Raw genomic sequence first — 26,160 nt, 5'->3', positions numbered from 1 at the left:
GAAAACGGTTAAGGTGGCCGACATGAGCGACGTCACAACGGCGTGACGAGGGTTCTAGGGGAGTGTCTGCATGAGCGGCAAGCTCGATCTGGCCAAGGACGACCTGCTTCGACGAGCCGCGGAGGTGTGCGCGCAGGCCCCGGGGGACCGCGATCTCGACGAGACCGTCGGATACCTGCGGCTGTACTACCGGCACGTGGCTCCGGAGGACCTGCTCGACCGCGACCCGGCCGACGTGTACGGCCCGGCGCTGGCGCACCGCAGGCTCGGCGAGGTCCGCCCGCAGGGCCGTCCCAAGGTGCGGGTCTTCACCCCCACCGTCGAGGAGCACGGCTGGGATCCCGGGCACACGGTCGTCCAGGTGGTCACCGACGACATGCCCTTCCTGGTCGACTCGGTCACCATGGAGCTGACCCGGCACGATCTGGGCACCCACCTGGTGGTGCACCCGCTGATGGGGGTGGACCGCGACGTGGCGGGGAACCTGCGCGCGATCCGCGGCCACCGGGAGAGCCCGCACGACCTGGACGAGTCCTGGATCCACATCGAGGTCGACCGCACCACCGACCGGGGGGTCCTGGACGCCCTGGAGAAGGACCTGCTGCGGGTGCTGCAGGACGTGCGGGCGGCGGTCGAGGACGAGCCCAAGATGCGGTCGCTGGCCGGGGCGATCGCCGCCGAGATCGCCCAGGGCGCGCCGCCGGTGCCCGAGTCCGAGCGGACCGAGGCCGTCGAGCTGCTGGACTGGCTGGCCGACGGGCACTTCACCTTCCTGGGCTACCGCGACTACGACCTGACCGAGGACGGCGCCGCGCTGATCCCGGTGACCGGCACCGGGCTGGGGCTGCTGCGCAACGACAAGCCCGAGTCCGGCAGCTTCGCCGCCCTGCCGCCGCAGGTCCGCGCCAAGGCGCGGGAGAAGAAGCTGCTCATCCTCACCAAGGCCAACTCCCGGTCCACCGTGCACCGGCCGCACTACCTGGACTACGTCGGGATCAAGCGGTTCGACGACCGCGGCGAGGTGATCGGCGAGCGGCGGTTCCTGGGCCTGTTCACCCACGTGGCCTACAGCGAGTCGATCGCGCACATCCCGGTGCTGGCGCGCAAGCTGGACGAGGTGATCGACCGGGCCGGGTTCACCCCCGACAGCCACGACGGGCACGACCTGGCCGAGATCCTGGAGACCTACCCGCGCGACGAGCTGTTCCAGATCTCGGTGGACGACCTGGTGCCGATCGCGCTGGGCGTGCTGGGGCTGCGCGACCGCAAGCGGCTCAAGCTGTTCCTGCGTCAGGACGCCTACGGCCGCTACATGTCCTGCCTGATCTACCTGCCGCGCGACCGCTACACCACCCGGATCCGGCTGCGCATCCAGGAGATCCTGCGGCGGGCGTTCAACGGCGAGACCGTCGACTACTCCGCCATGGTGTCGGAGTCCACCCTGGCCCGCCTGCACGTGGTGGTCCGGGTGGCCCGGGGCGAGCCGCTGCCCGAGGTCGACCCCGAGGAACTGGAGGCCAAGCTCGCCGCCGCCACCCGCTCGTGGGCCGACGACCTGGCCGACGCCATCGTCGAGCAGTGCGGCCAGGAACGCTCGGGCCCGCTGGCCAGGCGGTTCGCCGACGCGTTCCCCGAGGGCTACAAGGCCGACTTCCCGGCCCGCACCGCGGTCGCCGACCTCAAGCGGCTGGACGAGCTGAGCGGCGACGGCGACGTCTCCATCAACCTGTACGAGCCGTTCCGGGCCGAGCCCGGGGAGCGGCGGCTGAAGATCTACCGGCTGGGCCCGCCGATCTCGCTGTCCCACGTGCTGCCGCTGCTGCAGAACATGGGCGTCGAGGTGGTGGACGAGCGGCCGTACGAGGTGGTGCCCGCCGACGGCGCCCGCTACTGGATCTACGACCTGGGCCTGCGCTTCCAGCCGGGCGGCGGGGTCCCCGAGGACCGGGTCAAGGAGCTGTTCCAGGACGCGTTCCTGGCGCTGTGGCGCGGCGAGATCGAGAACGACGGGTTCAACGCGCTGGTCCCGCACGTCGGGCTGACCTGGCGGCAGGCCATGGTGCTGCGGGCGTACGCGCTGTACCTGCGGCAGGCCGGCGTGCCGTTCAGCAAGCGGCACTTCGAGCAGGTGCTGCTGCGCAACGCCGCCATCACCCGGCTGCTGGTCCGGCTGTGGGAGTCCAGGCTGGACCCGGCGCCGGCCGGCGACCGGGCCGAGCGCAGCGAGGCCATCGCCGAGGAGATCGCCGGGGCCCTCGACGAGGTGGAGAGCCTGGACGACGACCGGATCCTGCGCTCCTACCGCAGCCTGATCAACGCCACCCTGCGCACCAACCACTTCCAGGGCAGGCCGTACCTGTCGCTGAAGTTCGACCCGCAGGCCATCCCCGACCTGCCGCAGCCGCGCCCCAAGTTCGAGGTGTTCGTCTACTCGCCGCGCGTCGAGGGCGTCCACCTGCGGTACGGCGCGGTGGCGCGCGGCGGGCTGCGCTGGTCGGACCGCCGGGAGGACTACCGCACCGAGATCCTCGGCCTGGTCAAGGCGCAGGCGGTGAAGAACACCGTGATCGTCCCGGCCGGGGCCAAGGGCGGGTTCGTCGGCAAGCGGCTGCCCGACCCGTCCGACCGCGACGCGTTCATGGCCGCCGGGATCGAGTGCTACAAGGAGTTCATCAGCGGGCTGCTGGACATCACCGACAACCTGGTCGACGGCCGGGTGGTGCCGCCGCCGAACGTGGTCCGCCACGACGGCGACGACCCGTACCTGGTGGTGGCCGCCGACAAGGGCACCGCGACGTTCAGCGACATCGCCAACGAGGTCGCCGCCTCCTACGGGTTCTGGCTGGGCGACGCGTTCGCCTCCGGCGGCTCGGTCGGCTACGACCACAAGGCGATGGGGATCACCGCCCGCGGGGCGTGGGAGTCGGTCAAGTACCACTTCCGCACCCTCGGCAAGGACGTGCAGAACGAGGACTTCACCGTCGTCGGCATCGGCGACATGTCCGGTGACGTCTTCGGCAACGGGATGCTGCTGTCCAGGCACATCAAGCTGGTCGCGGCGTTCGACCACCGGCACGTCTTCGTCGACCCCGACCCCGACCCGGCCCGCTCGTGGGCCGAGCGCAAGCGGCTGTTCGAACTGCCGCGCAGCTCGTGGGCCGACTACGACGCCGACCTGATCTCCGAGGGCGGCGGGGTGTTCCCGCGCACCGCCAAGTCGATCCGGATCACCCCGCAGATGCGGCGGGCGCTGGGCATCGCCGAGGACGTCACCGCGATGACGCCGTTCGAGCTGATCCACGCGATCCTGTGCGCCCCGGTCGACCTGCTGTGGAACGGCGGCATCGGCACCTACGTCAAGGCGTCCGCCGAGTCGCACGCCGACGTCGGCGACAAGGCCAACGACGCGGTCCGCGCCGACGCGACCGAGCTGCGCTGCAAGGTGATCGGCGAGGGCGGCAACCTGGGCCTGACCCAGCTCGCCCGGATCGAGTACGCCCTGTACGGCGGCCCGGACGGCGCCGGCGGCCTGATCAACACCGACTTCATCGACAACTCCGCCGGAGTCGACACCTCCGACCACGAGGTCAACATCAAGATCCTGCTGGACCAGGCGGTCCGCGACGGCGAGCTGACCGGCAAGCGGCGGGACGCCCTGCTGGACGAGATGACCGACGAGGTCGCCCAGCTGGTGCTGGCCGACAACTACGCGCAGAACGTGGCGCTGGCCGCCGCCCGCCGGCAGGCCCAGTCGATGCTGCACGTGCACGGCCGGCTGCTGCGCAAGCTGGAGCGCGACGGCCGGCTCAAGCGGCGGCTGGAGTTCCTGCCCGACGACAAGGCGCTGGCCGAGCGGCGGCAGGCCGGGCAGGGGCTGACCGGGCCGGAGTTCGCGGTGCTGCTGGCCTACGCCAAGCTGGCCCTGGACGACGAGCTGGTGGCCTCCGACCTGCCCGACGACCCCTACCTGGAGTCCTGGCTGGTCCACTACTTCCCGACCCCGCTGCGCGAGCGGTTCCGCTCCTACATGGACCGGCATCCGCTGCGCCGGGAGATCATCGCCACCCAGGTGGTCAACGACCTGGTCAACAACAGCGGCACCACGTTCACGTTCCGGATCAACGAGGAGACCGGGGCGTCCAGCGCCGACATCGCCCGCGCCTACCTGGTGGCCCGGGAGGTGTTCGACATGCCGGCCTTCCGCCGCCAGGTGGAGTCGCTGTCGTACCAGGTGGACGAGGCCACCCAGATCAGGATGCTGCTGGAGGCCCGCAAGCTCACCGAGCGCGGGGCCCGCTGGCTGCTGCGCAACCGCCGGCCGCCGTTCGACATCACCGAGAACATCGAGTTCTTCTCGCCCGGGGTGCGGGCGCTGGCCCCCGACCTGCCCAAGCTGCTGGTGGGGCTGGACCTGGCCGGGTTCGAGCAGCGCCGCAACGAGTTCGCCGAACGGGGCGTGCCGGACGAGCTGGCCGAGCAGGTGGCGCGGATGGTGCCCGCCTACTCCACGTTCGACCTGGTGGAGATCGCCCATACCACCGGGCGGGACGTGGCCGAGGTCGCCGAGGTCTACTTCGATCTGGCCGACCGGCTGCAACTGGCCCGGCTGCGGGAGCGGATCATCGCGCTGCCGCGCGGCGACCGGTGGAAGACGATGGCCCGCGCCGCGCTGCGCGACGACCTGTACACGGCGCACGCGGCGCTCACCCGCGACGTGCTGATGTCCACCGAGCCGGGCCTGCGGCCGGAGGAACGGCTGATCGGCTGGGCGGACAAGAACAGCAACGCGGTGGCCCGCGCCCAGCACACCCTCGGGGAGATCTGGGAGAGCGACAACTTCGACCTGGCGACCCTGTCGGTGGCGCTCGGCGCGATCCGCAACCTGGTGACCGCCTCGACGCTGCCCGGCCTCAAGGGCTGACGCGCTCGTCCGGGGGGGCGACCCCCGGACCCCGAGGTCAGGCGATCCTCGCTGCGCCGCGGTCGCCTGACCTCAGGCCGGGCGCACGTCGGACAGGTGCACGCTCTCGCCGAGGGCGTGCCCGCCGCCGTGCCGGGCCGCGTACCCGATGACCAGCCAGGTCCAGGTCGCCGTCACCCGGGTCGCCCGCAGCCGTGACCTGCCCAGATGGGCGCGCACGTCGGCGGGCAGGGCCCGGTCGCCGACGTCGAGCGTGCGCCGCTGCTCGACGGCGTACCAGGCCAGCGTCCCGCCGTCGTCGGTGCGCAGCGCGCGGACCTGGTGGCGGGCGGGACGGAACGTGGTGTCCGAGCCGCGCGCCCGCTCGTGCGCGGCCCGGGTGAAGGCGTCGGGGGTGAACGCCGAACGGTTCCCGGTGGCCAGGTAGCCGGCGTGCCCGGCGGGCAGCGACCCGCCGTCGGCGGGGATCGCGTGGCCCCCGGCGTCGAAGTCCAGCGCGGGCGGCCTGCCCTTGAACGTCAGCAGGTGCGCCGCCCGCCACGGCTCGTTCGCCCGGGCCCGCTCGAACAGCACCAGCACCTGCCGGGCGTCGCCGCCGGCGTCGTCCAGCGCGGCGGCGGCGAACCAGCGGGGATGGCCGGTCAGCCGCGGCACGTACAGCACCGGGTTGCGCAGGGCGATCCGTTCCGACTCCGGCATCCCGCCGCCGGCCCGGGCCCGCCCGACCAGGGAGTCCCGCAGCGGCCCGGCGGTCACCGCCCGCAGATCCGCCTCGGCGCCCGAGTCCACCGCCTCGTTGAACCGCTCGGTCCAGCCGTCGAGGACGGCCTGCGACTCCCGCGGCGACACCGCCGGCTCCCCGGCCGGTGTCGCCGACGCCGCGGGCAAGGGGTCGTCCTGTCCACCGGAGCATCCGCCGGCCAGCAGCAACGAGCCGGCCAGGGCACCGGCCACGCGTCGGCGCATGCCGCCCCCTCGCTCATGATCGATCCGGGCGGACAGTGTAGTGGGCGGCTAGGCGCCCCGGGCGTGGACCGCCTTGCGGTACATGCCGGTGATCTGCGCCTGCCCGGTGCCGGCCGGGACCTGCGCCAGGTGCTGGATGAGGACGGTGGAGTCCAGCCGGGTGCGGGCCTGCTTCTCGGAGACCAGCCCGGTCAGGTCGCCGCCCACCCTGAGCTTGCCGGGGGAGCCCGCGACGTACGACTCGTGCTGGCGGAGCACGTACCAGACCAGCGCGCCGCCGTCGGTGGTGCGCAACGCGTAGACCGGGGCGTCGTGCGGGGCGAACGTCGAGGTCAGCGTGATGCCGAGGGAGCGGAACTGCGCGGTGGCCCGGCTCAGCCCCTCGTGCGCCCGGAGGGTGGCGGGACCGTCGGCGAGCACCTTGCGGTGGTGCGGCGCGGCCTGCGCCCCGCGGGTCAGCACCGCGGCGTGGGCCTCGCCGAGCCGGTCGGGGGAGACCGCCAGCCCGGAGGCGTCCGGGCGGACGGCGGTGGCGTACCCCTCCTTGTCGAGGGCCACCGCGCTGAGCGGCGAGGTCGGCGCGCCGCCGCTCGGCAGCGGGTCGGCGGCCAGCAGCCACGGCGCCTTCGGGGCCCTCTGCACGAACAGCATCGCGTGCCGCACCGGCCGGGTGCGTTCGGCGGAGCCGCCCGAGGACTTGCGGACGACGACCCAGGAGGTGGTGTCGGCGGCGAACCACCGGGGGTAGCCGGTGAGCCGGGGGATGTAGAACGTGGGCTGGCCGTACTCCAGGGGCCGGAGCTTCTCGCCCGCGGTCCGGTACAGCCGGTAGGCCGCCAGGTCCATGGTCAGCTGCGGCTCGGTCTCGGCGGTGGCCAGCAGCGACCCGTCCACGCCCCGCGCGGCGGCGGCCTGCATCTGGTTCTTGACCTGGGCGTACCGCTGGAGCACGGCGGCGGCCTGCTGCTTGGTCAGCGCGGGCGTGGCCTGCTGCTCGCCGGAGCCCCCGGCACAGCCCGCCAGCAGGGGCGGCAGCAGTGTCAGCACGGCGACGGCAGGATGTGCACGCATCACGGAACTCCGGGAGAAGACGGCGACGGTCACCCCGCATCATCGCAGAGTGACCGTCCGACTACTCGCCGAATCCGGAATGCGAAGTGTCAGGCGTTCTCGGTCTCGCTCTCCCGCTGCCGCAGCCAGCGGATCTCCGCCTCGATGAACTCGTCGATCTCCCCGTCCAGCACCGCCGCCGGGTTGCCGGCCTCCACGCCGGTGCGCAGGTCCTTGACGATCTGGTACGGGTGCAGCACGTAGTTGCGGATCTGGGTGCCCCAGCTGCTGGTGCCCTCGCCGCGCAGGTCGGCCATCTTGGCCGCCTCCTCCTGCCGCTTGCGCTCCAGCAGCTTGGCCTGCAGCACCGCCATCGCGGTGGCCTTGTTCTGCAGCTGGGACCGCTCGTTCTGGCAGGACACCACGATCCCGGTCGGGATGTGGGTGATCCGCACCGCCGAGTCGGTGGTGTTGACGCCCTGCCCGCCCGGGCCCGACGAGCGGTACACGTCGATCCGCAGGTCGCTCTCGTCGATCTCCACGTGGTCGCTCTGCTCGACCACCGGCACCACGTCCAGCCCCGCGAACGAGGTCTGCCGGCGCCCCTGGTTGTCGAACGGGGAGATCCGCACCAGCCGGTGCGTGCCGTGCTCGCCGCGCAGCGTGCCGTAGGCGTACGGGGCCTTGATCGCGAACGTGGTCGACTTGATCCCGGCCTCCTCCGCGTAGGAGGTCTCGTAGATCTCGGTCGGGTAGCCGTGCCGCTCGGCCCAGCGCAGGTACATCCGCTGCAGCTGCTGCGCCCAGTCGGCCGCGTCCACCCCGCCCGCCTGGGCGTTGATGGTGACCAGCGCCTCGCGGTGGTCGTACTCCCCGTTCATCAGGGTGCGGACCTCGAGCTGCTGGATGTCCTTGGCCAGCGAGGCCAGCTCCGTGTCGGCCTCCGCCCGGGTGTCGGCGTCGTCCATCTCGTCGGCCAGCTCGTACAGCGTGGTCACGTCGTCGAGCCGCTGCCGCAGCCCGGTCACCCGGTTCAGCTCGCTCTCCAGGTGCGACAGCCGGCGGGTCACCTGCTGGGCGCGCTCCTGGTCGCTCCACAGGTCGGGGTCGGCCGACTCCTCCCGCAGCCGGGAGATCTCGGCGCGCATGGCGTCCAGGTCCAGCACGGCCTCGATGCCGGTGAGGGCCGAGCCGAGCTCCTTGAGCTGATCTACGGGGTCGATACCTGCCACACTCGCAGTTTATCGGCGCACGGCGACCGCTCCGGTCCCGCGCGTCCCGGAACGGCCTGCGGCGCCGCCGCCCGAGGGCGCGGGAACCGGTGCCGGTGGCCGTACGGCGCGTTCATTGATGGCAGAATCCTGCTCACCAGCCACAGCAAGTCGGACGAGTCGGGGGGCAGGCGGTGAAAAGGACCTCACTGGCCGTACCGGCCCTCGCGCTGCTGCTCGGCGCCGGTGCGGTGGGGTGCTCCACCGAGGAACGCGGCGCCTCCACCACGCCGGTCGCGGCGGCCACCACCCCCGCCGTCCCGGAACGGCTGACGCTGCAGGTCGCCGCCCGCGAGTTCCACCGGTTCGTCAACAACGAGGACGTGGCCCGCGCCAGCGGGGACGAGCGGCTGGCGCTCCAGTGGGTCTCCGACGGCCAGTCCGCGCTGACCGCCGCCGAGTACCGGCACGCGGTCTTCCACGACGAGGCCCTGCCGCGCTACGAGTACGTCGAGCCGACCTTCTACGTGCCGAAGCTGTCGGAGGACACCTATCCGCAGTGGTTCGTGGTGGCCGCCGAGCGCCGGGTCCGGCCCGTCGCGGGGCAGGAGGCCGACAAGGAGGACCCCCGTACGGCGCTGATGGCGTTCATCCGCCGCAGCCCCGAGGCCAGGTGGACGCTCAGCCTGGTCACGATGCTGGAGGAGAAGGCCGAGTCGCCGGAGGTCGAGCTCGACACCGAGGGGTACGCCACCGCCGTGCTCACCGGTGAGACCGACCTGCTGATCCCGCCCAAGAGCGTGGCGGGCATCCAGGCCGCCATCGCCGAGGAGGGACCCGACAGCGTCCCGGCCCGCCTGATGAAGCCGGGCGTCGGCACCACCGCCTACTACCACGAGACCCGGCGGATCAAGAAGGAGGCCGACAAGTCGGACCTGGCCTTCGACGTGGTGTTCCCGGCGACCCTGCACCCGGTGTTCACGCTGCGCACCACCGACGGCGGCGCGCTGGTGCTGTACGCGCTCAGCCGCGACACCGTCACGCTCGCCAAGGACCAGGCCAGACGGCCCCCCATCCCCACCGAGGCCGCCCACCTGCTCGACAGCCTGATCCTCGGCAGCGAGCTGCACGTCTCCCAGACCCTGCAGTTCGCCGCCTACGACCCGCCGAAGGCCAAGCCGAAGAAGCCCCAGCCCAAGGCCGAGGTCATCGCCACCGGCGGCGCCGTCACCCGCGCCTACTCGCCCCAGAAGGTCAACTAGGCCGGCTAGTAGGACCCGTACCGGACCGCGAGGACCAGGGACAGCGCCAGCAGCAGGACCAGGGCCGCGAGGACGAGGGCCGGGGACAGGGCGGGGCCGTGGTCGTGGAACTCCTCGCGGGCCGCCCGGCAGGTCGGGCAACGGCCCTCGCTGACGGGGTGCGAGCATCGAGCACAGATCAGATGATCGCAGCTCATCTCGCGACCTCCCTGGGGTAAATGGCCTGTTTCGCCGTCATCCAGCCTAGCTGCCTTGTATGGTCGCCATAGCCGGTCCGCGAGCGCCGAAACCCGGGAGCGACCCGGGATCCGGCGCGAACGGGCCAAGCGGTTGACAGCGACCCCTAGACTGCTCCGTGGTCAACCGGGCTGCTATCCCGGAGTACCCGCGACCTGCGTCGCGGGCCCCTCGGGGGTGGCCAAGGAGCCGTTCCCAGCCTCTAGACTGACGAGCCGTGATGCAGCCGTGATCCACTTCGACAACGTCACCAAGGTCTACCGGAACCAGAACCGGCCGGCCCTGCAGCATGTGAACGTGTCCATCGAAAAGGGCGAGTTCCTGTTCCTGGTGGGCCCCTCGGGCTCGGGCAAGTCCACGTTCCTGCGTCTGGTCCTCAAGGAGGAACGGCCCACGCAGGGGCGCGTGCACGTGGCCGGCAAGGACCTCAGCCGGCTCACCAACTGGAAGGTGCCGCACCTGCGCCGCCGGATCGGCTGCGTGTTCCAGGACTTCCGGCTGCTGCCCAACAAGAACGTCTTCGAGAACGTCGCGTTCGCGCTCGAGGTCATCGGCAAGCCGCGGCGGTTCATCGCCAAGGTGGTGCCCGAGGTCATCGACCTGGTGGGCCTGGAGGGCAAGGCGCACCGGATGCCGCACGAACTGTCCGGCGGTGAGCAGCAGCGGGTCGCCATCGCCCGGGCGTTCGTCAACCGGCCGATGATCCTGCTCGCCGACGAGCCGACCGGGAACATCGACCCGGCCACCTCGATCGGCATCATGAAGGTGCTGGACCGCATCAACCGGACCGGCACCACCGTCGTCATGGCCACACACGACGCCGCGATCGTCGACGCCTTCCGCAAGCGCGTCGTCGAACTGGAGGACGGCCGGGTCGTCCGGGACCAGTCGCGCGGCGTGTACGGTCAGGCGTACTGACACAGCCTGTAACCGAGCCCCGCCCGAGACTCCCCGGCAGGCAAGGTCGACCAAGGACAGCGAGGCATGCGCGCACAGTTCGTTCTCCAGGAGATCTGGATCGGTCTCCGCCGCAACCTGACGATGACCGTCTCCCTGGTCATCACCGTGGCGATCGCCATGGCGCTGCTGGGCACCGGCCTGCTGATCAAGCTCCAGGTCGACAGCTCCAAGAGCTACTGGCACGACCGGATCGAGGTCTCGGTCTTCCTGTGCAACAAGACCAGCTCCAACCCCAGTTGCAACAAGACCGACGCCACCGAGCAGCAGAAGGCCGAGATCAAGCGGGACCTCGAGGGCTCGCCGGTGGTGGCCGAGGTCACCTACGAGAGCAAGGAGCAGGCCTTCCAGCGGTTCAAGGAGACCTTCTCCAGCAACCCGGGCCTGGTGCAGGGCGCCAAGGTCGGCGACATCCCCGACTCCTTCCGGGTGCGGCTGAGCGACCCCGAGCGGTTCGACGAGGTGACCAAGCTGCTGGCGAACCGGGCCGGGGTGGACCAGGTGGTCAACGAGAAGGAGATCCTGGACCGGTTCTTCAAGATCCTGAACGGCCTGCAGTGGGCGGCCATCATGATCGCGGCCATCCAGGTGATCGCGGCGGTGCTGCTGGTGGCCAACACGGTCCGGCTGTCGGCGTTCAACCGGCGGCGGGAGACCGGGATCATGCGCCTGGTCGGCGCCTCCAACCTGTACATCCAGCTCCCGTTCATCCTGGAGGGCGCGATCGCCGGCCTGATCGGCGGCCTGTTCGCGGCCATCCTGCTGGTCGGCAGCAAGATCGCGCTGATCGACCAGCTGCAGGAGTCGCTGGAGTTCACCAGCCAGCTGTCGTGGGCCTCGGTGACCGGTGTGATCGTGTTCTCGATCTGCGTGGGCGTGCTGCTGTGCGCCGCGGCCTCGTTCCTGAGCCTGCGCCGATACCTGCGGATCTGACCGGAGGGCCGATCCGCCCGTCCTACACTCGTTGCCATGTTCCGGCTGACCGGTCGTGTCCCCCGAGCAGTGCGGGCCGGTCGACCCGTCCGCGCCGCCGCGGTCGCACTGGCGCTGGTGTGCGCGTACGGCGCGGGGGTGGTGACCGGCGCCGAGCCGGGCACCTCCGCCGGAACGGGCGGTCAGAGCACCCTGGACGAGGCGTCCCGGCGGATCGCCGACGAGTCGGCCATCCCGGTCGGCCGGACCGATCTGCAGCGGGCCGCGGTCGAGGGGATGCTGCGCCGGCTCGGCGACCCGTGGGCTCGGTACTACACCGCCACCGAGTACGACGACACCCGGGGCCGGCTCAGCGGCCGGTACAGCGGGGTCGGGCTGTGGCTGGGCGGCGACGGATCGGCCGCCGACCCGGTCAAGGTCGCCAGCGTGCAGCCCGGATCGGCCGCCGAGCGGGCCGGCGTGCAGGCCGGTGACGTGATCACCGGGATCGCCGGCCGTCCGGTCGCGGGCTGGGACCCCTCCCGGGTCGCCGCCGCGCTGCGCGGCCGGCCCGGCACCGCGGTGCTGCTGCGGGTGCGCCGCGGCCTGGCCGAACGGGAGTTCCGGCTGGTCCGCACCGCGGTGCGCAGCGGCGACGTGACCGTCGAGCGCACCGGGCCCGGCATCCAGGTCATCCGGATCTCGGCGTTCACCCGGGGGGTGGGCCGGCAGGTCCGCACGGCCGTGGAGCGGTGGCGGGCCCAGGGCGGCGGCGGGCTGATCCTGGACCTGCGCGGCAACCCGGGCGGGCTGCTGGAGGAGGCGGTGCAGACCGCCTCGGCGCTGCTGCCCGGCGGCGTGGTCGTCATCTACGAACGGCGCGGCCGGCCGCCCCGGCCGTGGCCGGTGACCGCCCCCGGCGACGGGCGCACCCCGCTGGTGGTCCTGGTGGACGCCGGCACCGCCAGCGCCGCCGAGGTCGTCGCCGGATCCCTGCGCGACCGGGACCGCGCGGTGATCGTAGGATCGCGTACCTATGGAAAGGGATCGGTGCAGGAACCGGTCCGGTTGCGCGACGGCTCGGTGATCGAGCTGACCGTGGGGCGCTACCGCACGCCGGGCGGCCGCGACCTCGACGGCGTCGGGATCGACCCCGACGTGGTGGTCTCCGCGGACCGCCCCCCGGCGGAGGCCATGCGGCGGGCCGCCGGGGTGCTGCGCGGGCTGGTGGCCGCCGCGCCGACCAAGGGCCTGGACGACGGGCCCCGCATGAAGGACTGAGGCGAGAGACTCGTGCCACGTGAGCAAGGTCGCAAGCTGGTGGCCCAGAACAAGCGGGCCCGCTACGACTACCACATCGAGGACACCTGGGAGGCCGGCCTGGTGCTGACCGGCACCGAGGTCAAGTCGCTGCGCGCCGGGCGGGCCTCGCTGGTCGACGGGTACGCCCGGGTCAAGGACGGCGAGGTCTGGCTGGAGGGCGTGCACATCCCCGAGTACCTGCAGGGCACCTGGACCAACCACGCGCCCCGGCGGCCCCGCAAGCTGCTGCTGCACAAGCGGGAGATCGGCCGGATCATCGCCAAGACCAAGGAGCCGGGGTTGACGATCGTCCCGCTGTCGCTGTACTTCAAGGACGGCAAGGCCAAGGTCGAGATCGCCCTGGCCCGTGGTAAGAAGACCTACGACAAGCGTCAGGCGATCGCGAAACGGGAAGCCGGCCGGGAGATGGAAAGAGCTCGTTCGGCCCGCATGCGGGCCCGTACCGGCGGCAGGGTCTGAGCGGTGGGGTTCGCACGCTGGAGAGCCGGCGGTCGCATGCGCCGGGTGACCTCGGTGGTGGCCTGCGGTGCGCTGGTCGCCTCGACCGCCACCGGCTGCTTCGCCGAGTCCTCGGCGATGCCCGCGGTACGGGACTTCCTGGTGGCCTGGGAGGTCGGCAACTACGAGGCCGCCGCGGCCAGGACGGTGGGCGCCGACCGGCGGACCGTGGTCCAGGCGCTCAGCCAGATGGCCGACCAGCTCGACGCGGCCTCCATGAAGCTGGGCCTGGGCCTGAGCGCGCTGCCCGCCCGGGGCGGGCCGGGCGCCGGGCAGGCCGCCGCGGACGGCGAGGACCAGGTCAAGGCCATCGTCCGGGAGGGCGACCAGGCGTTCGCCCGCTTCTCGGTGGAGATCGACCTGGGGGAGAACGGGGAGCCGTTCTCCTATCCGGGGGAGATGACGCTCAAGCGGATCGGCGGCCGGTGGAAGGTCGTGTGGAGCCCGTCGATCATCCACCCGAACCTGCGCGACGGCCAGCGGCTGGCGGTGGTCACCGAGACCCCGCAGCGCAACGACATCGTCGACGCCCAGGGCCGCTCGCTGGTCAAGAAGGTCCAGGCCGACGTGGTCGGGGTGTTCCCGGGCCAGCTCCGCGACCCGCAGCGCACCATCACCCGGCTGGTGGAGGCCACCGCGACGGGCGGCCGCAAGCTGGACGCCGAACGGCTCCTGGGCCGGGTGCGGTCGGCCCCGCCGCGCGACTTCCTGCCGCTGGTGATGTTCAACCGCACCGAGCACCCGGGCGCCGCGCTCCGGCTGCGGCAGATCGAGGGGGTGCACGTCCAGCGGGTGGTCGCGCCGATCGAGGCCGCGGCGGCCCCCGAGCTCGTCGGCCACCTGGGCCCCGCCACCGACGACAGGCTGCAGCGGGTCGGCGCCCCGTACCAGCCCGGTGACACCATCGGCGTCAGCGGCATCCAGTTGCTGCACCAGCGCTGGCTCGCCGGCACCCCGACCGTCAAGGTCGTGGCCGTCGACCCGGCCGGGCGGCACCGTCAGGTGCTGGCCGAGTGGCGCGGCGAGCAGACCCGCCCGGTCCGCACCACCATCGACGCCGCCCAGCAGAACAGGGCCCAGCGCGCCCTGGCGGGCCTGCGGGCCCCCGCCTCGATGGTGGTCGTGCGCTCCAGCACCGGCGAGGTGCTGGCGGTCGCCAACCACCGCACCGGCGGGGTGAACAAGGCCATGGAGGGCCGCTACCCGCCGGGCCTGACCTTCGGGATCGTCTCGGCCGAGGCGCTGCTGCAGAGCGGCATGTCCGAGCGGGACGCCACCGAGTGCCCGGCCACCACCACGGTCGGCGGGCGCGCGTTCGCCAACCCGACCGGGCGCGGGTTCGCCAAGGGCACCTTCCAGCTCAGCTTCGCGCGGTCGTGCGCGACCACGCTGGCCGCCGCCAGCACCCGCCTGTCCAGCGCCGCGCTGCTGCGGGAGGCGGGCCGGTTCGGGTTCGGCAAGGACTGGCAGATGTCGGTCCCGGCGTTCTCCGGCACCGTTCCCGCGCCCAGGGACGACGCCGGCAAGGCCGCCACCGTGCTCGGCGAGAACGGCGTGCTGGCCAGCCCGCTCGGCATGGCGTTGACCGCCGGCGCGGTCGAGGCCGGCACCTGGCGCCCCCCGCTGCTGCTGAAGGAGCCCCGGGACAGGCAGACCATCCAGGCCCAGCCCCTGGACGCGCTGCCGGTCGGCGAACTCAAGCGGCTGATGCAGCGCGCCGTCAACTCCGGCACCGCCCGGGCCGCCCGGATCCCCGGCTCGTTCCCGGTGCACGGCGTGGTCGCCCAGGTCTCCTACACCGAGGGCGGCAAGCCCCGGAAGGTCTCCTGGTTCGTCGGCTTCCGCGGCGGCCTGGCCTTCGCCATCGCCGTCGAGGGCGAGGTCAACGCCGCCGTCATCGCCGCCAGGTACCTGCGCTAGCCGGTCCCGGCCGACCCCGTTATCGATTTGTTATCCCTTTACCTGCGGGGCGCAACCGATCGGGCCCTCCCGCTCGTCTTTATGGGTGACTGAGACACCGCTTGGGGGGTTGCGGACTCAGTCGCCGTGATGAGACCAGAGCCTCGTCTCGGGGGAGGCTCTGCCGTCCGGACCGGCCCGACCCTGCCGGTCAGCCCCGGTGAGCGCGGAGATCGCGCTCACCGGGGCGTTTTTATTGCCGCGCCTCCGGCGCGGCGGCTCGCGGGCCTTGGGACGCGTGGCCGTGCGGTCGTCGTTTTCAAGATCGCTCGTTCCTCGCGATCTTGAAAGCCTCCTCCCTTACGGCCACGCGGGCCCGCTCGCGGTGGCCTTCAGGATCCTCGGGTGCGAGGCCCTGAGGATCAGGGGGTACGGGGCTCTCGGAGCAGGGGGGTCAGGGCCTGGAGGGTCTGTGGTGCAAGGGCGGAGGGGCAGGTCGGGGGGCGGGAATGATGTTGGCGTCGTGGGTGTTATGGAGTAATGTCTGACGCTGCGGACCCCTCGGGGGCCGGGTTGCTTGACAAGTCAACATGGGGGTGACTGGCTTCGACTTCGGTCGGTGTAGCCAGGGGAAGCGGGCCGAGGGTTGCGGTTGCGACCTCGTAAATCCTGCGACCGTGAACAAATAACTGCCAATAAGCCGCAGTCCGAGTTCGCTCTCGCCGCCTGAGCGAGTAGCGACTCTGTCAGCCCGGGAGTGTCTCCGGCCCGGGACCTGGCATCGTGAGGAGACTCCACCTGCCCACCCGGTCGCGGGGTGAGCAGGAACATCGCACAGCGACTGGGCCTGTCGGTGACTTGCCTGCGTGAGCACCGGGGCCGAGAAAACGCCTAGCAGGCTGCGCCCGGAGAAGCCCTGACTCATTACCGAAGGACGCGGGTTCGATTCCCGCCACCTCCACCACGCCGAACGCCGGCACGGAACGCCAAGACGCGCTCCGTGCCGGCGTTCGGCGTTTTCGGGGGCGGATCGGGGGTGGTGCGGGGGCCGGCGGCGCTCGGGTCGGCGGTGATGTGGATGTGGAGTGGACCGGTGGGCTGTTGGGGCTGGGGAGCGGTCGCTGCCGGTGGGTGGCCATGGGGGGCGGGGTGGCCTGGTTTGTGGTGATCGCGGGTTGCGGGGAAGAGTGCTGGGCGTGAGTGATGTGCGTGGGATCCGCGGGTTGTTCGTCGGGGTGCGTTATCTGGGGCGGGGGGTCTGGTGGGTCGCCCGGCGGCCTCGTCAGTGGGTGTTCGGGATGGTGCCCGCGCTGATCGTGCTGGTGTTCTATGCGGCGGCGCTGGTGTGGCTGGCGGGGCGGGCGGACGAGCTGGCCGTGTGGGTGACGCCGTTCGCGGACTCCTGGGAGGAACAGTGGCGGACCGTGGCGCGGGTGATCGCGGGGGTCGCGATCCTCGTGGCCGGGGGGCTGGTGGCGGTTCTGACGTTCACGGCGGCGACGCTGCTGGTGGGGGAGCCGTTCTACGAGAGGATCTCCGAGCGGGTCGAGGAGTCGTGCGGCGGGGCGCCGGAGGAGCCGGACGTGCCGTGGACGGTGAAGATCGGGCGGGCGGTGCGGGACTCGCTGATCCTGGGGGCCGTGGCGGTGGCGTTCGCGGTGACGTTCTTCGCGTTGGGGTTCGTGCCGGTGCTGGGGCAGTTCGTGGTGCCGGTGGTGGCGGCCGTGGTGTCGGGATGGTTCCTGGCGGGGGAGCTGACCTCGGTGGCGCTGGAACGACGGGGGCTGGTGCGCAGGGAGCGGTTCGCGCTGATGCGGCGGGAGCGGCCGGTGGTGGTGGGGTTCGGGGCGGCGACGTTCGTCACGTTCCTGATCCCGCTGGGCGCGGTGCTGGTCATGCCGGGGGCGGTGGCCGGGGGGACGCTGCTGGCCCGGGAACGGCTGGCGCCGGGCGAACCGGAGGAACCCGGGGAACCGGCGGAGGATAGACCGGTGACCAAGGGTGACGTAAGTGCACAGGGTGAACACTGAGGCGATAGGAAGCTGTGTCCCTAGCGTGACTGCCCGCCCGGCGACATATGGTGATCTTCGCGTAACGTGTGCCGCATGTCCGATGAGGGGGAGCGCGGAGCACGCTGGACGGAGATGACCGAAGACATGGCCACCACCGGGGACCGCACCGGTCCGTCGCCGTCGATCGAGGACGGCGGATCCGAGGACGAGCGCCCGCCGCGGTTCCCCGAGCTTCCCGAGGTCGAGGTGCCCGAGCCGGCCGGCCGGACCGAGTTCTCCGAGCTGCCGGGGCTGACGGACCTGCCGGACGCCGAGGACGTCGAGGACGATGACGACGGCGTTCGTGACGAGGCGCCGGTCGCCGAGGAGGAGTGGCGGCCCGCGCCGGTCGCCGATGAGGCCGATGAGGCCGAACGTCCGCAGGTGAGCTCCTGGTTCGAGCGTCCGGCCCAGCCCGCCGCCGGGTCCGAGGACGCCGGGGAGGAGCCCCGCTCCGAGGACGCCGGCGGACGCCCCGTTGCCACGTTCCAAACCCCGGCCGACGAGGTCGACGAGGTCGACGAGGCCGGCGGGTTCGCCGCGGAGCCGCCCCGGGCGCCGGTCGAGGACGCCCCGGCCGAGCCCGAGGACCCCCGCGACGTGCGGGTGGCCCCGGCCGCACCCGGTGACGGCCTGCGGGCCGAGGAGCGTCCGGCCGAGGAACGGCCCGCCGGGTGGGAGGGCTCGCTGTTCGACGGGACCGGCGACCAGGACGAGGGCGTCGGCAACTACGCGCCGGTCGAGATGCCCGGGGCGAACGCGCCGGTCAAGCCGGGCAAGCCGAGCAGCGGCAACTGGCAGCTGCCGGACTGGATCCACGACGAGGAGCAGCAGGCCAGGCAGGGCCGCCGGCCCGAGCCCGCCGGGTTCGAGGAGGAGGGCCGTTCCCGGGTCGGCCTGTACGCGGGCATCGGGCTGCTGCTGGTCGCGCTGGTGGCGGCCGGCGGTGTGTTCTTCCTCAAGCGCGGCGGCTCCGATCCCGAGCCCGCCCCCGTAGACTCCGGCCAGTCCGGCCCGCCCGCGGGGGCGCCCGCCGGCGCCCCGGTGGACCAGCAGGTGCAGGTGCCGCCGGACAGGGCCATGCCGCGGTTCCCCGGCAAGCCGTCCCGCAAGGTCGGCATGGTCACCGACCGGATCTCCGGGCTGTCCTGGCCGCGGTTCGGCGCGCCCTGGCAGCTGCCCACCAAGCAGAACCGGCTGGGCACCAAGGGCTGGTCCGGCCAGCAGGTGGTGGTGACCGAGCGGCGGGGCAACCGGATCTGGTACGGCCAGCTGCTGACCGGCGGGCTGCAGCCCGCGCTGGCGCCGCAGTACACCGGGCCCGGCAGCCTCAAGAAGGTCACCGCGCTGGCGCTGGACGACCTGATCAAGCGGTACTACGGGTTCCCGCACACCGCGCGCCCGGTGGCCTCGCAGGCGCTGACCGTGGGCGGGCGGCAGGGCTGGCTGATCGGCACCCAGCTCGGCTACAAGCGGCCGGGGGTGCGCGCCACCGGGGAGCTGGTGGCGGTCGCGGTGATCGACACCGGGCGCAGGACCCCGGCGCTGGTGTTCGCCAGCATGCCCGACACGCACCGGAGGCTGTACCCGGACGTCACCGCGTTCTTCACCGGACTGCGCCCCGCCCAGCAGATGACCGAATAGCGTTCTAGTAAGCTGACCACCTGGTCACGCGAGCGGGCCCGGACCACGGGCCCGCTCATCGGCGTGGTACGACCGCGACCATGAACAGGGTGGCAGCATGGCGATCGGGCTGACCGAGGAGCACGAGGCCCTGGCCGCGTCAGTACGCGGCCTGGTGGAACGGCACATCACCGGGCAGGTGGTGCGCGGCGAGGTGGAGTCCCCCCGGCACGAGGGACGCCCCGGTTTCTGGCCGGCGCTGGCCGATCAGGGACTGCTCGGCCTGCACCTTCCCGAGGAGCACGGCGGCCAGGGCTACGGGCTGGTCGAGCAGGCCGTGGCCCTGGAGGAGCTGGGACGGGCACTGGCCCCCGGCCCGTACGTCCCGACCGTGCTGGCCTCCGCGGCGATCGCCGCGTACGGCACCGACAAGGCCCGCGCCGACCTGCTGCCGTCCCTGGCCGACGGGTCGAGGACCGCCGCCGTGGTGCTGCGGGGCGACTTCGAGGCCGTCCCCGGCGACGACGGCCTCCGGATCGAGGGGGCGGCCGGGACGGTGCTCGGCGCTCCGCTGGCGGACCTGCTGGTGCTGCCGCTGGGCGGCGACAGGTGGGCGGTGGTGGACGCCGCCGACGCCGTGGTCGAGACGGGGGAGTCCCTCGACCTGACCCGCCCGGTCGGGAGCGTCCGGGTGGAGGGCGTGACCGTGCCGCAGGACCGGATCCTCCAGGGGCCGGTCCGGGACCTCGCCGTCGTGGTGCTGGGCGCGGAGGCGTGCGGGATCGCGGGCCGGGCCACCGAGGACGCCGCCGCGTACGCCAAGATCCGCGAGCAGTTCGGCCGGCCGATCGGGCAGTTCCAGGGCGTCAAGCACAAGGTCGCCCGGATGCTGATCGCCACCGAGCGGGCCCGCGCCGCCGTCTGGGACGCCGCCCGCGCCGTCGACGCCGGGCAGGAGCCCGGCCAGCGCGAATACGCGGTCGGCGTGGCCGGGGCGCTGGCCGGGGACGCGGCGGTGACCTGCGCCGAGGACAACATCCAGGTCCACGGCGGCATCGGCTACACCTTCGAGCACGACGCCCACCTGATCTACCGGCGGGCCCTGACGCTGCGCGCGCTGACCGGACGGGCCTGCGCCCACCACGCGCGGGTGGCGCGGCTGGCGCTGGACGGGCTCCGCCGCCCCATCGAGATCGACCTGCCCGAGGACGCCGCCCCGCTGCGCGAGCGGATCCGCGCGCAGGTCGCCGAACTGGCCGCGATGGACCCGTTCGCCCAGCGGGCGGCGATGGCCGAGGGCGGCTGGGTCACCCCGCACCTGCCCAGGCCGTGGGGCCGGGACGCCGGGCCGCTGGAGCAGGTCGTCATCCAGCAGGAGCTGCGGCGCGCGAACGTCCGCCCGGTGCCGCTGATGATCGCCGCCTGGGTGGTGCCGTCGCTGGTCCAGTACGGCACCCCCGAGCAGCAGGAACGGTTCCTGCCGCCGACGCTGCGCGGCGAGATCCTGTGGTGCCAGCTGTTCAGCGAGCCCGGCGCCGGATCCGACCTGGCGGGCCTGACCACCCGGGCGGAGAAGGTCGAGGGCGGCTGGCGGATCACCGGTCAGAAGATCTGGAACTCGCTGGCCCGCGAGGCCCAGTGGGGCATCTGCATCGCCCGCACCGACCCGGCCGCCCCCAAGCACGAGGGCATCACCTACTTCCTGGTCGACATGGCCTCCGCGGGCATCGAGGTGCGGCCGCTGCGCGAGTGCACCGGGGAGGCGGTGTTCAACGAGGTCTTCCTGGACGGGGTGTTCGTGCCCGACGAGCTGGTGGTGGGGCCGGTCGGCCAGGGCTGGCGGGTCGCCCGCAACACGCTGGCCAACGAGCGGGTCGGGCTGACCAGCTCGTTCCAGCTCGGCGCGAGCCTGACCGACCTGGTCGCGCTGATCGAGGAGCTGGACCTGGCCGCCGACCCGCTGGTGCTGGACGGGCTGGGCCGGCTGGCCGCCGACGAGCACGCGTACCTGCTGCTGGGGCTGCGCGCCACGCTCCGGCAGCTGTCCGGCACCGACCCGGGCGCGACCGCCAACGTCCGCAAGCTGGTGGCGATGGAGCACGGCCAGCGGGTCACCGAGTACGGCTTCACGCTGCTCGGCGAGGAGGGCGCGCTGACCGGCGACCGCAGGTCCGGGCTGCGCCGCCGGTGGACGTTCTGGCTGCTGGCGTCGCGGGCGATGACGATCGGCGGCGGCACCACCGAGGTCAACCTGAACGTCATCGGCGAGCGCATCCTCGGCCTGCCCCGCGACCCGGAGCCGGTCCGCCGCTAGCCGGTGGTGTGCGGGGCCGGGGCGGGCCTGCCGACGGTCTCGTTCAGGAACGCGACGGTCTCCCGGACGCGCCGGCCGGTGCCGCCGCGGTGGCCCATGCCCTCGATGAGGGCGAGGGTGCTCGTCCCCCCGGCCCGGCGGATCTCCCGGTGCAGGGATCGGGCCTGGGCCGGCGGGACGACGCAGTCGTCGGTCCCGTGGACGAACAGGAACGAGGCCGTCGGCCGCTGCAGCACGTGGGCGAGCAGGTCGGCGCGCAGCGTCCTCGGGCCGGCGCCGACCTGCTCGCCGAGCCACTGCGAGGCGGCCGAGGCCGGATGCCCGTGCGGGGGGACGGCGGGCGGGCAGCCGGCCTCCTCGAGCTGCCGGTCCAGCGACCTGAAGTCCACCGGGGCCGACCACAGCACGGCGGCCTGGACGGCGGTGGACACCGGCGCGCCGGGCGTGGGCTGCGGCGGGTCGAACTCCGAGGGCCGGTCCCCGGTCAGCGCGACCGCCGCCGCCAGGTAGCCGCCGGACGAGGAGCCGACGACGGCGATCCGTTCGGGGTCGAGGTGGTGCTGTCGTGCGTTCGTCCGCAGCCACCCCACCGCCGCCTTGGCGTCCTGCACGGCGGCGGGCCAGCGGGCCTCGTCGGTCAGCCGGTAGTTGATCGACGCCACCGCGAATCCGGCCTCGAGCAGGTCGTCGAGGCCGTTGCCGGCGACCTCGCCCTTGTCCCCGCCGCGCCAGTCCCCGCCGTGCACGTACACCACCACCGGGGACGGGGCGGTGCCCGCCGGAACGTACAGGTCCAGGCGCTGGGCGGCGGACTCGGGCGCGTAGTCCACGTCGAACCGCCGGTCCGCGGCGTGCGGCGCCGGCGCGGTCTCCGGCAGGGGCGGCGGCTCGACCAGTTCCTCCGCCGAGCATCCGGCGAGCGCGATCACCACGGCGGCGGCCGCCGCGCAGAAGATCGGTATGCGCATGTGATCGGTGCCCTGTCGGACCGGGGACGCCCGGAATCCTATGCGCCGGCGGGCCCGCCGCCTCGTCGGCCGGTTGACAAAGCGCCGGATCCGATTTGTCAGCCGGATACGGAAATCGATGGGGTAGCCTCCTGCGCCTATGGCGGGACGGATGCGGCATCTGGTGGCCGCCCTGGTCGGGCTGGGGCTCGGGCTGGCGGCGCTGGGGCCGGCGCTCGCGCCCGGGTTCACGCTGGCCTACGACATGGTGTTCGTGCCCGAGCCGGTGTTCGGGCGGATGACGTTCGGGCTGACCGGCACGCTGCCGCGCAACGTGCCCAGCGACGCGCTGGCGGCGGCGCTCGGCGCGGTGCTGCCCGGCGACCTGGCGCAGAAGCTGATCCTGCTGTCGATCTTCGTGATGGCGTGCGCGTCGGCGGCGTCGCTGGTGCCGTCCGAACGCATGGCGGCCCGGCTGGCGGCGGGCGTCTGCTACGCCTGGAACCCGTTCGTCGCCGAGCGGCTGCTGCTCGGCCAGTGGGCGCTGCTGCTGGGGTACGCCGCGCTGCCGTGGGCGGTGGGACGCGCCGCCGGGGTCGCCGGGCGGGGCGGGGGACGGCTGCTGCTCCTGGCCCTGGTGCCCGCCGCGATCGGAGGCTTCGCGGCGCTGGCGGTGTCCGGGCTGGCGGCGCTGACCGTCGCGGTGGCCGCGTCGCGTCCCCGGCGGACGGCGGCGCTGCGGGTCGTCGCGTCGGTGCTGGTGCTGAGCCTGCCGTGGCTGGTGACCGGGTGGCTGCGGCCTGCGGGGGTCCCGGCGGACGCGGCGGCGGTGGAGGCGTTCGCGGCCCGTGCCGACACCCCGTTCGGGGCGGTGGGCAGCCTGCTGCTGCTGGGCGGCGTGTGGAACGGCGAGACGGTGCCCGAAGGGTACGGGCATCCGGTCACGGCGACGGCCTGGCTGCTGGTGGTGCTGGCCGCCCTCGCCGCGTACGGGCACTGGTGGTGGCGCGACCGGGATCGGGCGTACGCGGGTTTTGCGGCGGCCGGGCTGGCCGGGTTCGCGGTGGCGGCGCTGGGAGCGGTGGCGCCGTGGCTGTTGCGCGGGCTGATCGGGGTGTGGCCGGGGTTCGCGGTGCTGCGGGACGGGCAGCAGTACGTCGCGCCGCTGGCGGTGGTCGTGGCGGTGGGGCTGGGCCTGGCGGTGGAGTGGATGCTGCCGCGGCTGCCGGTGTTCGCGGTGGTGTGCACGGCGTTGCTGCCGGTCGCGTTGCTGCCGTCGCTGGCATGGGGGGCCGGCGGGCGGCTGCAGTCCGTGCGGTACCCGGACTCGTGGGAAGGCGCCCGCCGGGTCGTCCAGGCCGACCGCACCCCCGGTGACGTGCTCGTCCTGCCGTGGGCGGCGTACCGGTCGTACCCGTGGAACGGCCACCGCCGGGTGCTGGACCCGCTGCCCCGCCACCTGACCCGCCGGGTGATCCTGAACGACGCCGTCACGGTCGGGAGCACCACCGTCCCCACCGAGGACCCGCGCGCCCGGGAACTCGACGCCGCCGTCCGCGCGCGGGGACCGCTCACCGAGGTGCTGCGCGCCCACGGGATCAGGTACGTGGCGATCGACGCGGAGGTCCCGTCGCTGACCGCCGCGCTGCGGCCGAGACTGCCCGGGGCGAGGGTCGTCATGGCCGCCCCGGAACTGACGTTGTTCGAGATCCCGGCCCCGCGGCGGCCCGTCGATCCGGCTCCGCCGCTGGTCACGGCGCTGCTCGCCTGGATTGTCACGATCAGTGCCATTGGCTGGTCAATGTCCGGAACACCCATTACCCTTGTCCCTCATTCCACCCCGTTCAGCCGCAGAAAGGCCCCCACATGCGGATCCTGATCGCCGCCGTCCTCGGCGTCTTCCTGGCCGGTGCCGGCTCGTTCGGCGTCGTCCAGCTGGTCGACTCCAGCCAGCAGGACCCCGTCATCCAGCCGCTGTACAACTACGGCACCCGGTGATCGGCCGCCCGTGATGGGGCGTTCCCCGCGGCCCGCCGGCGGCGTGCCGCAGCTCGAGATCGTCGTGCCCGCCTACAACGAGGAACGACGGCTGCCGCTCGGCCTGGCGCTGCTGGAGGAGCGGCTGGCCTCGCTCCCGGTGCCGGCCGAGATCATCGTGGTGGACAACGCCAGCACCGACGGCACCGCCGACGTGGTGCGCGGCTGGAACGGCAGGGTGCCGGTCCGGCTGCTGCACTGCGCCGAGCGCGGCAAGGGCGCCGCCGTGCGCACCGGGCTGCTGGCCACCACCGCCCGCCACGTCGGGTTCTGCGACGCCGACATGGCCACCGACCTGTCCGCCCTGGACACTGCGCTGAGGCTGCTCGAGGAGGGGCACCCGGTGGTGGTCGGCTCCCGCCGGCACCCCGGCTCCCTGGTCGAGGGATACGGGCAGCCGCTGCGCCGGGTCGGCGCCCTGGCGTTCAACCTGATGATCCGCGACCTGGTCGGCGGCATCGCCGACACCCAGTGCGGGTTCAAGTTCTTCGCCGGGCCGCTGGCCCGCCAGGCCGCCGCCGAGCTGCGGACCACCGGCTTCTCCTTCGACGTGGAACTGCTGCTGCACTGCACCCGGCGCGGCGCGGCGATCATCGACATCCCGGTGATCTGGCACGACATGCCCGGCACCACCTTCTCGATGCGCCGCCACGCCATGAGCTGCCTGCGGGACCTGCTGCGGATCCGCCGGATGGCCGCGCCCCGGCCGGACACCGCCGCCTCCACCGCGGTCGTCCTGGCGATGCCCGAGCCCCCGGCGCCCGGGACCAGATGACCTCCGACCCTGCGGCCCGCCAGCTGCGGCTGGCGATCGTCAACTGGCGCGACCCGTGGCATCCGGCCGCGGGCGGGGCCGAGCGCTACGCCTGGGAGCTGGCGCGCCGGCTGGCGGCCGCCGGGATGGACGTGCACTACGTGACGGCGCGGGCCCCCGGGCAGGCGCGGCGCTCGCGGGCCGAGGGGGTGCGCCTGGTCCGGCTGGGCGGCCGGTTCACCGTCTACCCGCTGGTCCTGCTGTGGATGCTGGCCCGCCGCCGCCGGTTCGACGCGGTGCTGGACTGCCAGAACGGCATCCCGTTCTTCACCCCGTGGGCGCTGCCCCGCCGGGTGCCGGTGTTCTGCGTGGTCCACCACGTGCACACCGAGCAGTTCGGCATGTACTTCCCCGGCTGGCTGGCCGGGCTGGGGCGGCTGCTGGAGGGCCCGGTCGCCAACTGGACCTACCGGCGGCACGCCTGCGTGGCGGTCTCCCAGTCCACCGCCCGCGGCCTGCGCGAGGAGCTGGGCTGGAAGGGGCCGGTGCACCTGGTCTACAACGGCCTGACCATGCCGCCCGGCCCGGTGCGCCCGGCCGAGGGGCTCGGCTCCCCGGCGCTGGTGTGCGTCAACCGGCTCGTCCCGCACAAGCGCATCGACCGGCTGGTCGACCTGGCCGACCGGCTCCGCGACCGGCATCCGGGGCTGCGCGTCCACCTGGTCGGCGACGGCCCGGAGGCGGGGCCGCTGGCCGCCCGGATCGCCGGGCGCGGCCTGGACGACGTGGTCGTCATGCACGGGTTCGTGTCCGAGGAGGACAAGGCCGCCCTGGTCGCCGGGGCGGACCTGAACGTCAACACCTCCCGCGGCGAGGGCTGGGGGCTGTCGGTGATCGAGGCGGCGTCCCTGGGAGTGCCCACGGTCGCCTACGATGTGCCCGGCCTGCAGGAGGCGGTCTGGGACGGTGTCACCGGCTGGCTCGTGCACGACGGCGAGGAGATCGCCGACGTGGTGGACCGGGCGCTGAAGGAGCTGGCGGACCCGGTGCGGCGGGCCGAGATCGCCCGGGAGTGCCGGGAACAGGCGGCCCGGTTCGACTGGGCCCACAGCGCCGAGCAGATGGGCGCGTTGATCCGCGAGGCCGTGCGGGCGGCGGGAAGCAGGGGGCGAGAACGGTCGTGGCGCTAGGGCGGAGC

General features: G+C 73.1%; 19 protein-coding genes and 1 other RNA gene. 15 read left to right on the top strand and 5 right to left on the bottom strand.

Translation table 11 applies throughout. The features are described from left to right. Window positions 1-70: 70 nt before the first annotated feature. On the top strand, window positions 71-4,921 hold the full coding sequence (locus HNR21_RS33620; RefSeq protein ID WP_182708286.1) for an NAD-glutamate dehydrogenase: 4,851 nt from the start codon (window positions 71-73) through the stop codon (window positions 4,919-4,921). A 72-nt stretch (window positions 4,922-4,993) separates the two neighbouring features. On the opposite strand, the gene HNR21_RS33615 is transcribed toward HNR21_RS33620, so the two are convergent. From HNR21_RS33615 to prfB, 3 genes are all read right to left on the bottom strand, one after another. Further along, window positions 4,994-5,887: a DUF8094 domain-containing protein gene (locus tag HNR21_RS33615; protein ID WP_182708285.1), complete on the bottom strand. Its 894-nt coding sequence runs from the start codon at window positions 5,885-5,887 to the stop codon at window positions 4,994-4,996. Between the two features lie 48 nt (window positions 5,888-5,935). Continuing rightward, complete coding sequence (locus tag HNR21_RS33610; RefSeq protein WP_182708284.1) at window positions 5,936-6,958, bottom strand: DUF8094 domain-containing protein; 1,023 nt, start codon at window positions 6,956-6,958, stop codon at window positions 5,936-5,938. Between the two features lie 89 nt (window positions 6,959-7,047). Then, a complete protein-coding gene (gene prfB, locus HNR21_RS33605) occupies window positions 7,048-8,169 on the bottom strand; it encodes a peptide chain release factor 2 (RefSeq protein ID WP_119728737.1) in 1,122 nt (373 codons plus the stop codon). A 173-nt stretch (window positions 8,170-8,342) separates the two neighbouring features. Between prfB and HNR21_RS33600 the strand changes: the two genes are divergently transcribed. Further along, window positions 8,343-9,410: a DUF8094 domain-containing protein gene (locus HNR21_RS33600; protein WP_182708283.1), complete on the top strand. Its 1,068-nt coding sequence runs from the start codon at window positions 8,343-8,345 to the stop codon at window positions 9,408-9,410. Window positions 9,411-9,415: 5 nt separating this feature from the next. On the opposite strand, the gene HNR21_RS33595 is transcribed toward HNR21_RS33600, so the two are convergent. Next, window positions 9,416-9,607: a hypothetical protein gene (locus HNR21_RS33595; protein WP_119728739.1), complete on the bottom strand. Its 192-nt coding sequence runs from the start codon at window positions 9,605-9,607 to the stop codon at window positions 9,416-9,418. Window positions 9,608-9,875: 268 nt separating this feature from the next. On the opposite strand from HNR21_RS33595, the gene ftsE reads away from it, so the two are divergent. The 9 genes from ftsE to HNR21_RS33550 all read left to right on the top strand — a co-directional run bounded on the left by ftsE (window position 9,876) and on the right by HNR21_RS33550 (window position 21,224). Further along, a complete protein-coding gene (ftsE, locus tag HNR21_RS33590) occupies window positions 9,876-10,565 on the top strand; it encodes a cell division ATP-binding protein FtsE (RefSeq protein WP_119728740.1) in 690 nt (229 codons plus the stop codon). A gap of 66 nt (window positions 10,566-10,631) precedes the next feature. Continuing rightward, entirely contained in the window at window positions 10,632-11,537 is a 906-nt protein-coding gene (gene ftsX, locus HNR21_RS33585) for a permease-like cell division protein FtsX (protein WP_119728741.1), read from the top strand. A gap of 36 nt (window positions 11,538-11,573) precedes the next feature. Further along, window positions 11,574-12,797, top strand: a complete 1,224-nt coding sequence (locus tag HNR21_RS33580) for a S41 family peptidase (protein ID WP_182708282.1) — start codon at window positions 11,574-11,576, stop codon at window positions 12,795-12,797. Window positions 12,798-12,809: 12 nt separating this feature from the next. Further along, window positions 12,810-13,298, top strand: coding sequence for an SsrA-binding protein SmpB (smpB, locus tag HNR21_RS33575; protein WP_119728742.1), 489 nt, complete (start codon window positions 12,810-12,812; stop codon window positions 13,296-13,298). Window positions 13,299-13,334: 36 nt separating this feature from the next. Further along, window positions 13,335-15,257, top strand: a complete 1,923-nt coding sequence (locus HNR21_RS33570; RefSeq protein ID WP_182708281.1) for a penicillin-binding transpeptidase domain-containing protein — start codon at window positions 13,335-13,337, stop codon at window positions 15,255-15,257. A 571-nt stretch (window positions 15,258-15,828) separates the two neighbouring features. Then, window positions 15,829-16,200: a transfer-messenger RNA gene (ssrA, locus tag HNR21_RS33565) on the top strand. 232 nt (window positions 16,201-16,432) lie between these two features. After that, complete coding sequence (locus HNR21_RS33560; protein WP_312881503.1) at window positions 16,433-17,266, top strand: EI24 domain-containing protein; 834 nt, start codon at window positions 16,433-16,435, stop codon at window positions 17,264-17,266. Window positions 17,267-17,341: 75 nt separating this feature from the next. Next, window positions 17,342-18,931 carry a hypothetical protein gene (locus HNR21_RS33555; RefSeq protein ID WP_182708280.1) on the top strand — a complete coding sequence of 530 codons (1,590 nt, stop codon included), beginning with the start codon at window positions 17,342-17,344 and terminating at the stop codon, window positions 18,929-18,931. Between the two features lie 97 nt (window positions 18,932-19,028). After that, the gene (locus tag HNR21_RS33550) at window positions 19,029-21,224 is read left to right on the top strand and encodes an acyl-CoA dehydrogenase family protein (protein WP_182708279.1); all 2,196 of its coding nucleotides are present in this window, start codon (window positions 19,029-19,031) and stop codon (window positions 21,222-21,224) included. On the opposite strand, the gene HNR21_RS33545 is transcribed toward HNR21_RS33550, so the two are convergent. Beyond that, entirely contained in the window at window positions 21,221-22,192 is a 972-nt protein-coding gene (locus HNR21_RS33545) for an alpha/beta hydrolase (protein ID WP_182708278.1), read from the bottom strand. The genes HNR21_RS33550 and HNR21_RS33545 overlap by 4 nt on opposite strands. A 139-nt stretch (window positions 22,193-22,331) precedes the next feature. On the opposite strand from HNR21_RS33545, the gene HNR21_RS33540 reads away from it, so the two are divergent. From HNR21_RS33540 to HNR21_RS33530, 4 genes are read left to right on the top strand one after another with little or no spacing between them, the layout of a single operon-like run. Continuing rightward, window positions 22,332-24,050, top strand: coding sequence for an MmpA family trehalose lipid delivery protein (locus tag HNR21_RS33540; protein ID WP_182708277.1), 1,719 nt, complete (start codon window positions 22,332-22,334; stop codon window positions 24,048-24,050). Continuing rightward, a complete protein-coding gene (locus tag HNR21_RS36250) occupies window positions 24,038-24,169 on the top strand; it encodes a hypothetical protein (protein WP_267899001.1) in 132 nt (43 codons plus the stop codon). The genes HNR21_RS33540 and HNR21_RS36250 overlap by 13 nt, the downstream gene beginning before the upstream one ends. A gap of 13 nt (window positions 24,170-24,182) precedes the next feature. After that, complete coding sequence (locus tag HNR21_RS33535; protein WP_182708276.1) at window positions 24,183-24,983, top strand: glycosyltransferase; 801 nt, start codon at window positions 24,183-24,185, stop codon at window positions 24,981-24,983. After that, on the top strand, window positions 24,980-26,152 hold the full coding sequence (locus HNR21_RS33530; protein ID WP_182708275.1) for a glycosyltransferase family 4 protein: 1,173 nt from the start codon (window positions 24,980-24,982) through the stop codon (window positions 26,150-26,152). The genes HNR21_RS33535 and HNR21_RS33530 overlap by 4 nt, the downstream gene beginning before the upstream one ends. Window positions 26,153-26,160: the final 8 nt, after the last annotated feature.

Origin of the sequence: Thermomonospora cellulosilytica, assembly GCF_014138835.1 — a bacterium.
Taxonomy (GTDB): Bacteria; Actinomycetota; Actinomycetes; order Streptosporangiales; family Streptosporangiaceae; genus Thermomonospora; species Thermomonospora amylolytica.
The sequence above is the reverse complement of the archived record's forward strand: the minus strand, read 5'-3'. Positions and strand labels throughout refer to the sequence as shown.

What these genes read in the sequence shown, in the direction of transcription:
- HNR21_RS33530 (WP_182708275.1), top strand. Translation starts at nt 24,980, where the DNA reads ATGACCTCCGACCCTGCGGCCCGCCAGCTGCGGCTGGCGATCGTCAAC.
- HNR21_RS33595 (WP_119728739.1), bottom strand. Translation starts at nt 9,607, where the DNA reads ATGAGCTGCGATCATCTGATCTGTGCTCGATGCTCGCACCCCGTCAGC.
- HNR21_RS36250 (WP_267899001.1), top strand. Translation starts at nt 24,038, where the DNA reads ATGCGGATCCTGATCGCCGCCGTCCTCGGCGTCTTCCTGGCCGGTGCC.
- HNR21_RS33540 (WP_182708277.1), top strand. Translation starts at nt 22,332, where the DNA reads ATGGCGGGACGGATGCGGCATCTGGTGGCCGCCCTGGTCGGGCTGGGG.
- HNR21_RS33550 (WP_182708279.1), top strand. Translation starts at nt 19,029, where the DNA reads ATGGCGATCGGGCTGACCGAGGAGCACGAGGCCCTGGCCGCGTCAGTA.
- HNR21_RS33580 (WP_182708282.1), top strand. Translation starts at nt 11,574, where the DNA reads ATGTTCCGGCTGACCGGTCGTGTCCCCCGAGCAGTGCGGGCCGGTCGA.
- HNR21_RS33555 (WP_182708280.1), top strand. Translation starts at nt 17,342, where the DNA reads ATGTCCGATGAGGGGGAGCGCGGAGCACGCTGGACGGAGATGACCGAA.
- ftsX (WP_119728741.1), top strand. Translation starts at nt 10,632, where the DNA reads ATGCGCGCACAGTTCGTTCTCCAGGAGATCTGGATCGGTCTCCGCCGC.
- HNR21_RS33620 (WP_182708286.1), top strand. Translation starts at nt 71, where the DNA reads ATGAGCGGCAAGCTCGATCTGGCCAAGGACGACCTGCTTCGACGAGCC.
- HNR21_RS33615 (WP_182708285.1), bottom strand. Translation starts at nt 5,887, where the DNA reads ATGCGCCGACGCGTGGCCGGTGCCCTGGCCGGCTCGTTGCTGCTGGCC.
- HNR21_RS33610 (WP_182708284.1), bottom strand. Translation starts at nt 6,958, where the DNA reads ATGCGTGCACATCCTGCCGTCGCCGTGCTGACACTGCTGCCGCCCCTG.
- HNR21_RS33570 (WP_182708281.1), top strand. Translation starts at nt 13,335, where the DNA reads ATGCGCCGGGTGACCTCGGTGGTGGCCTGCGGTGCGCTGGTCGCCTCG.
- HNR21_RS33545 (WP_182708278.1), bottom strand. Translation starts at nt 22,192, where the DNA reads ATGCGCATACCGATCTTCTGCGCGGCGGCCGCCGCCGTGGTGATCGCG.
- HNR21_RS33535 (WP_182708276.1), top strand. Translation starts at nt 24,183, where the DNA reads ATGGGGCGTTCCCCGCGGCCCGCCGGCGGCGTGCCGCAGCTCGAGATC.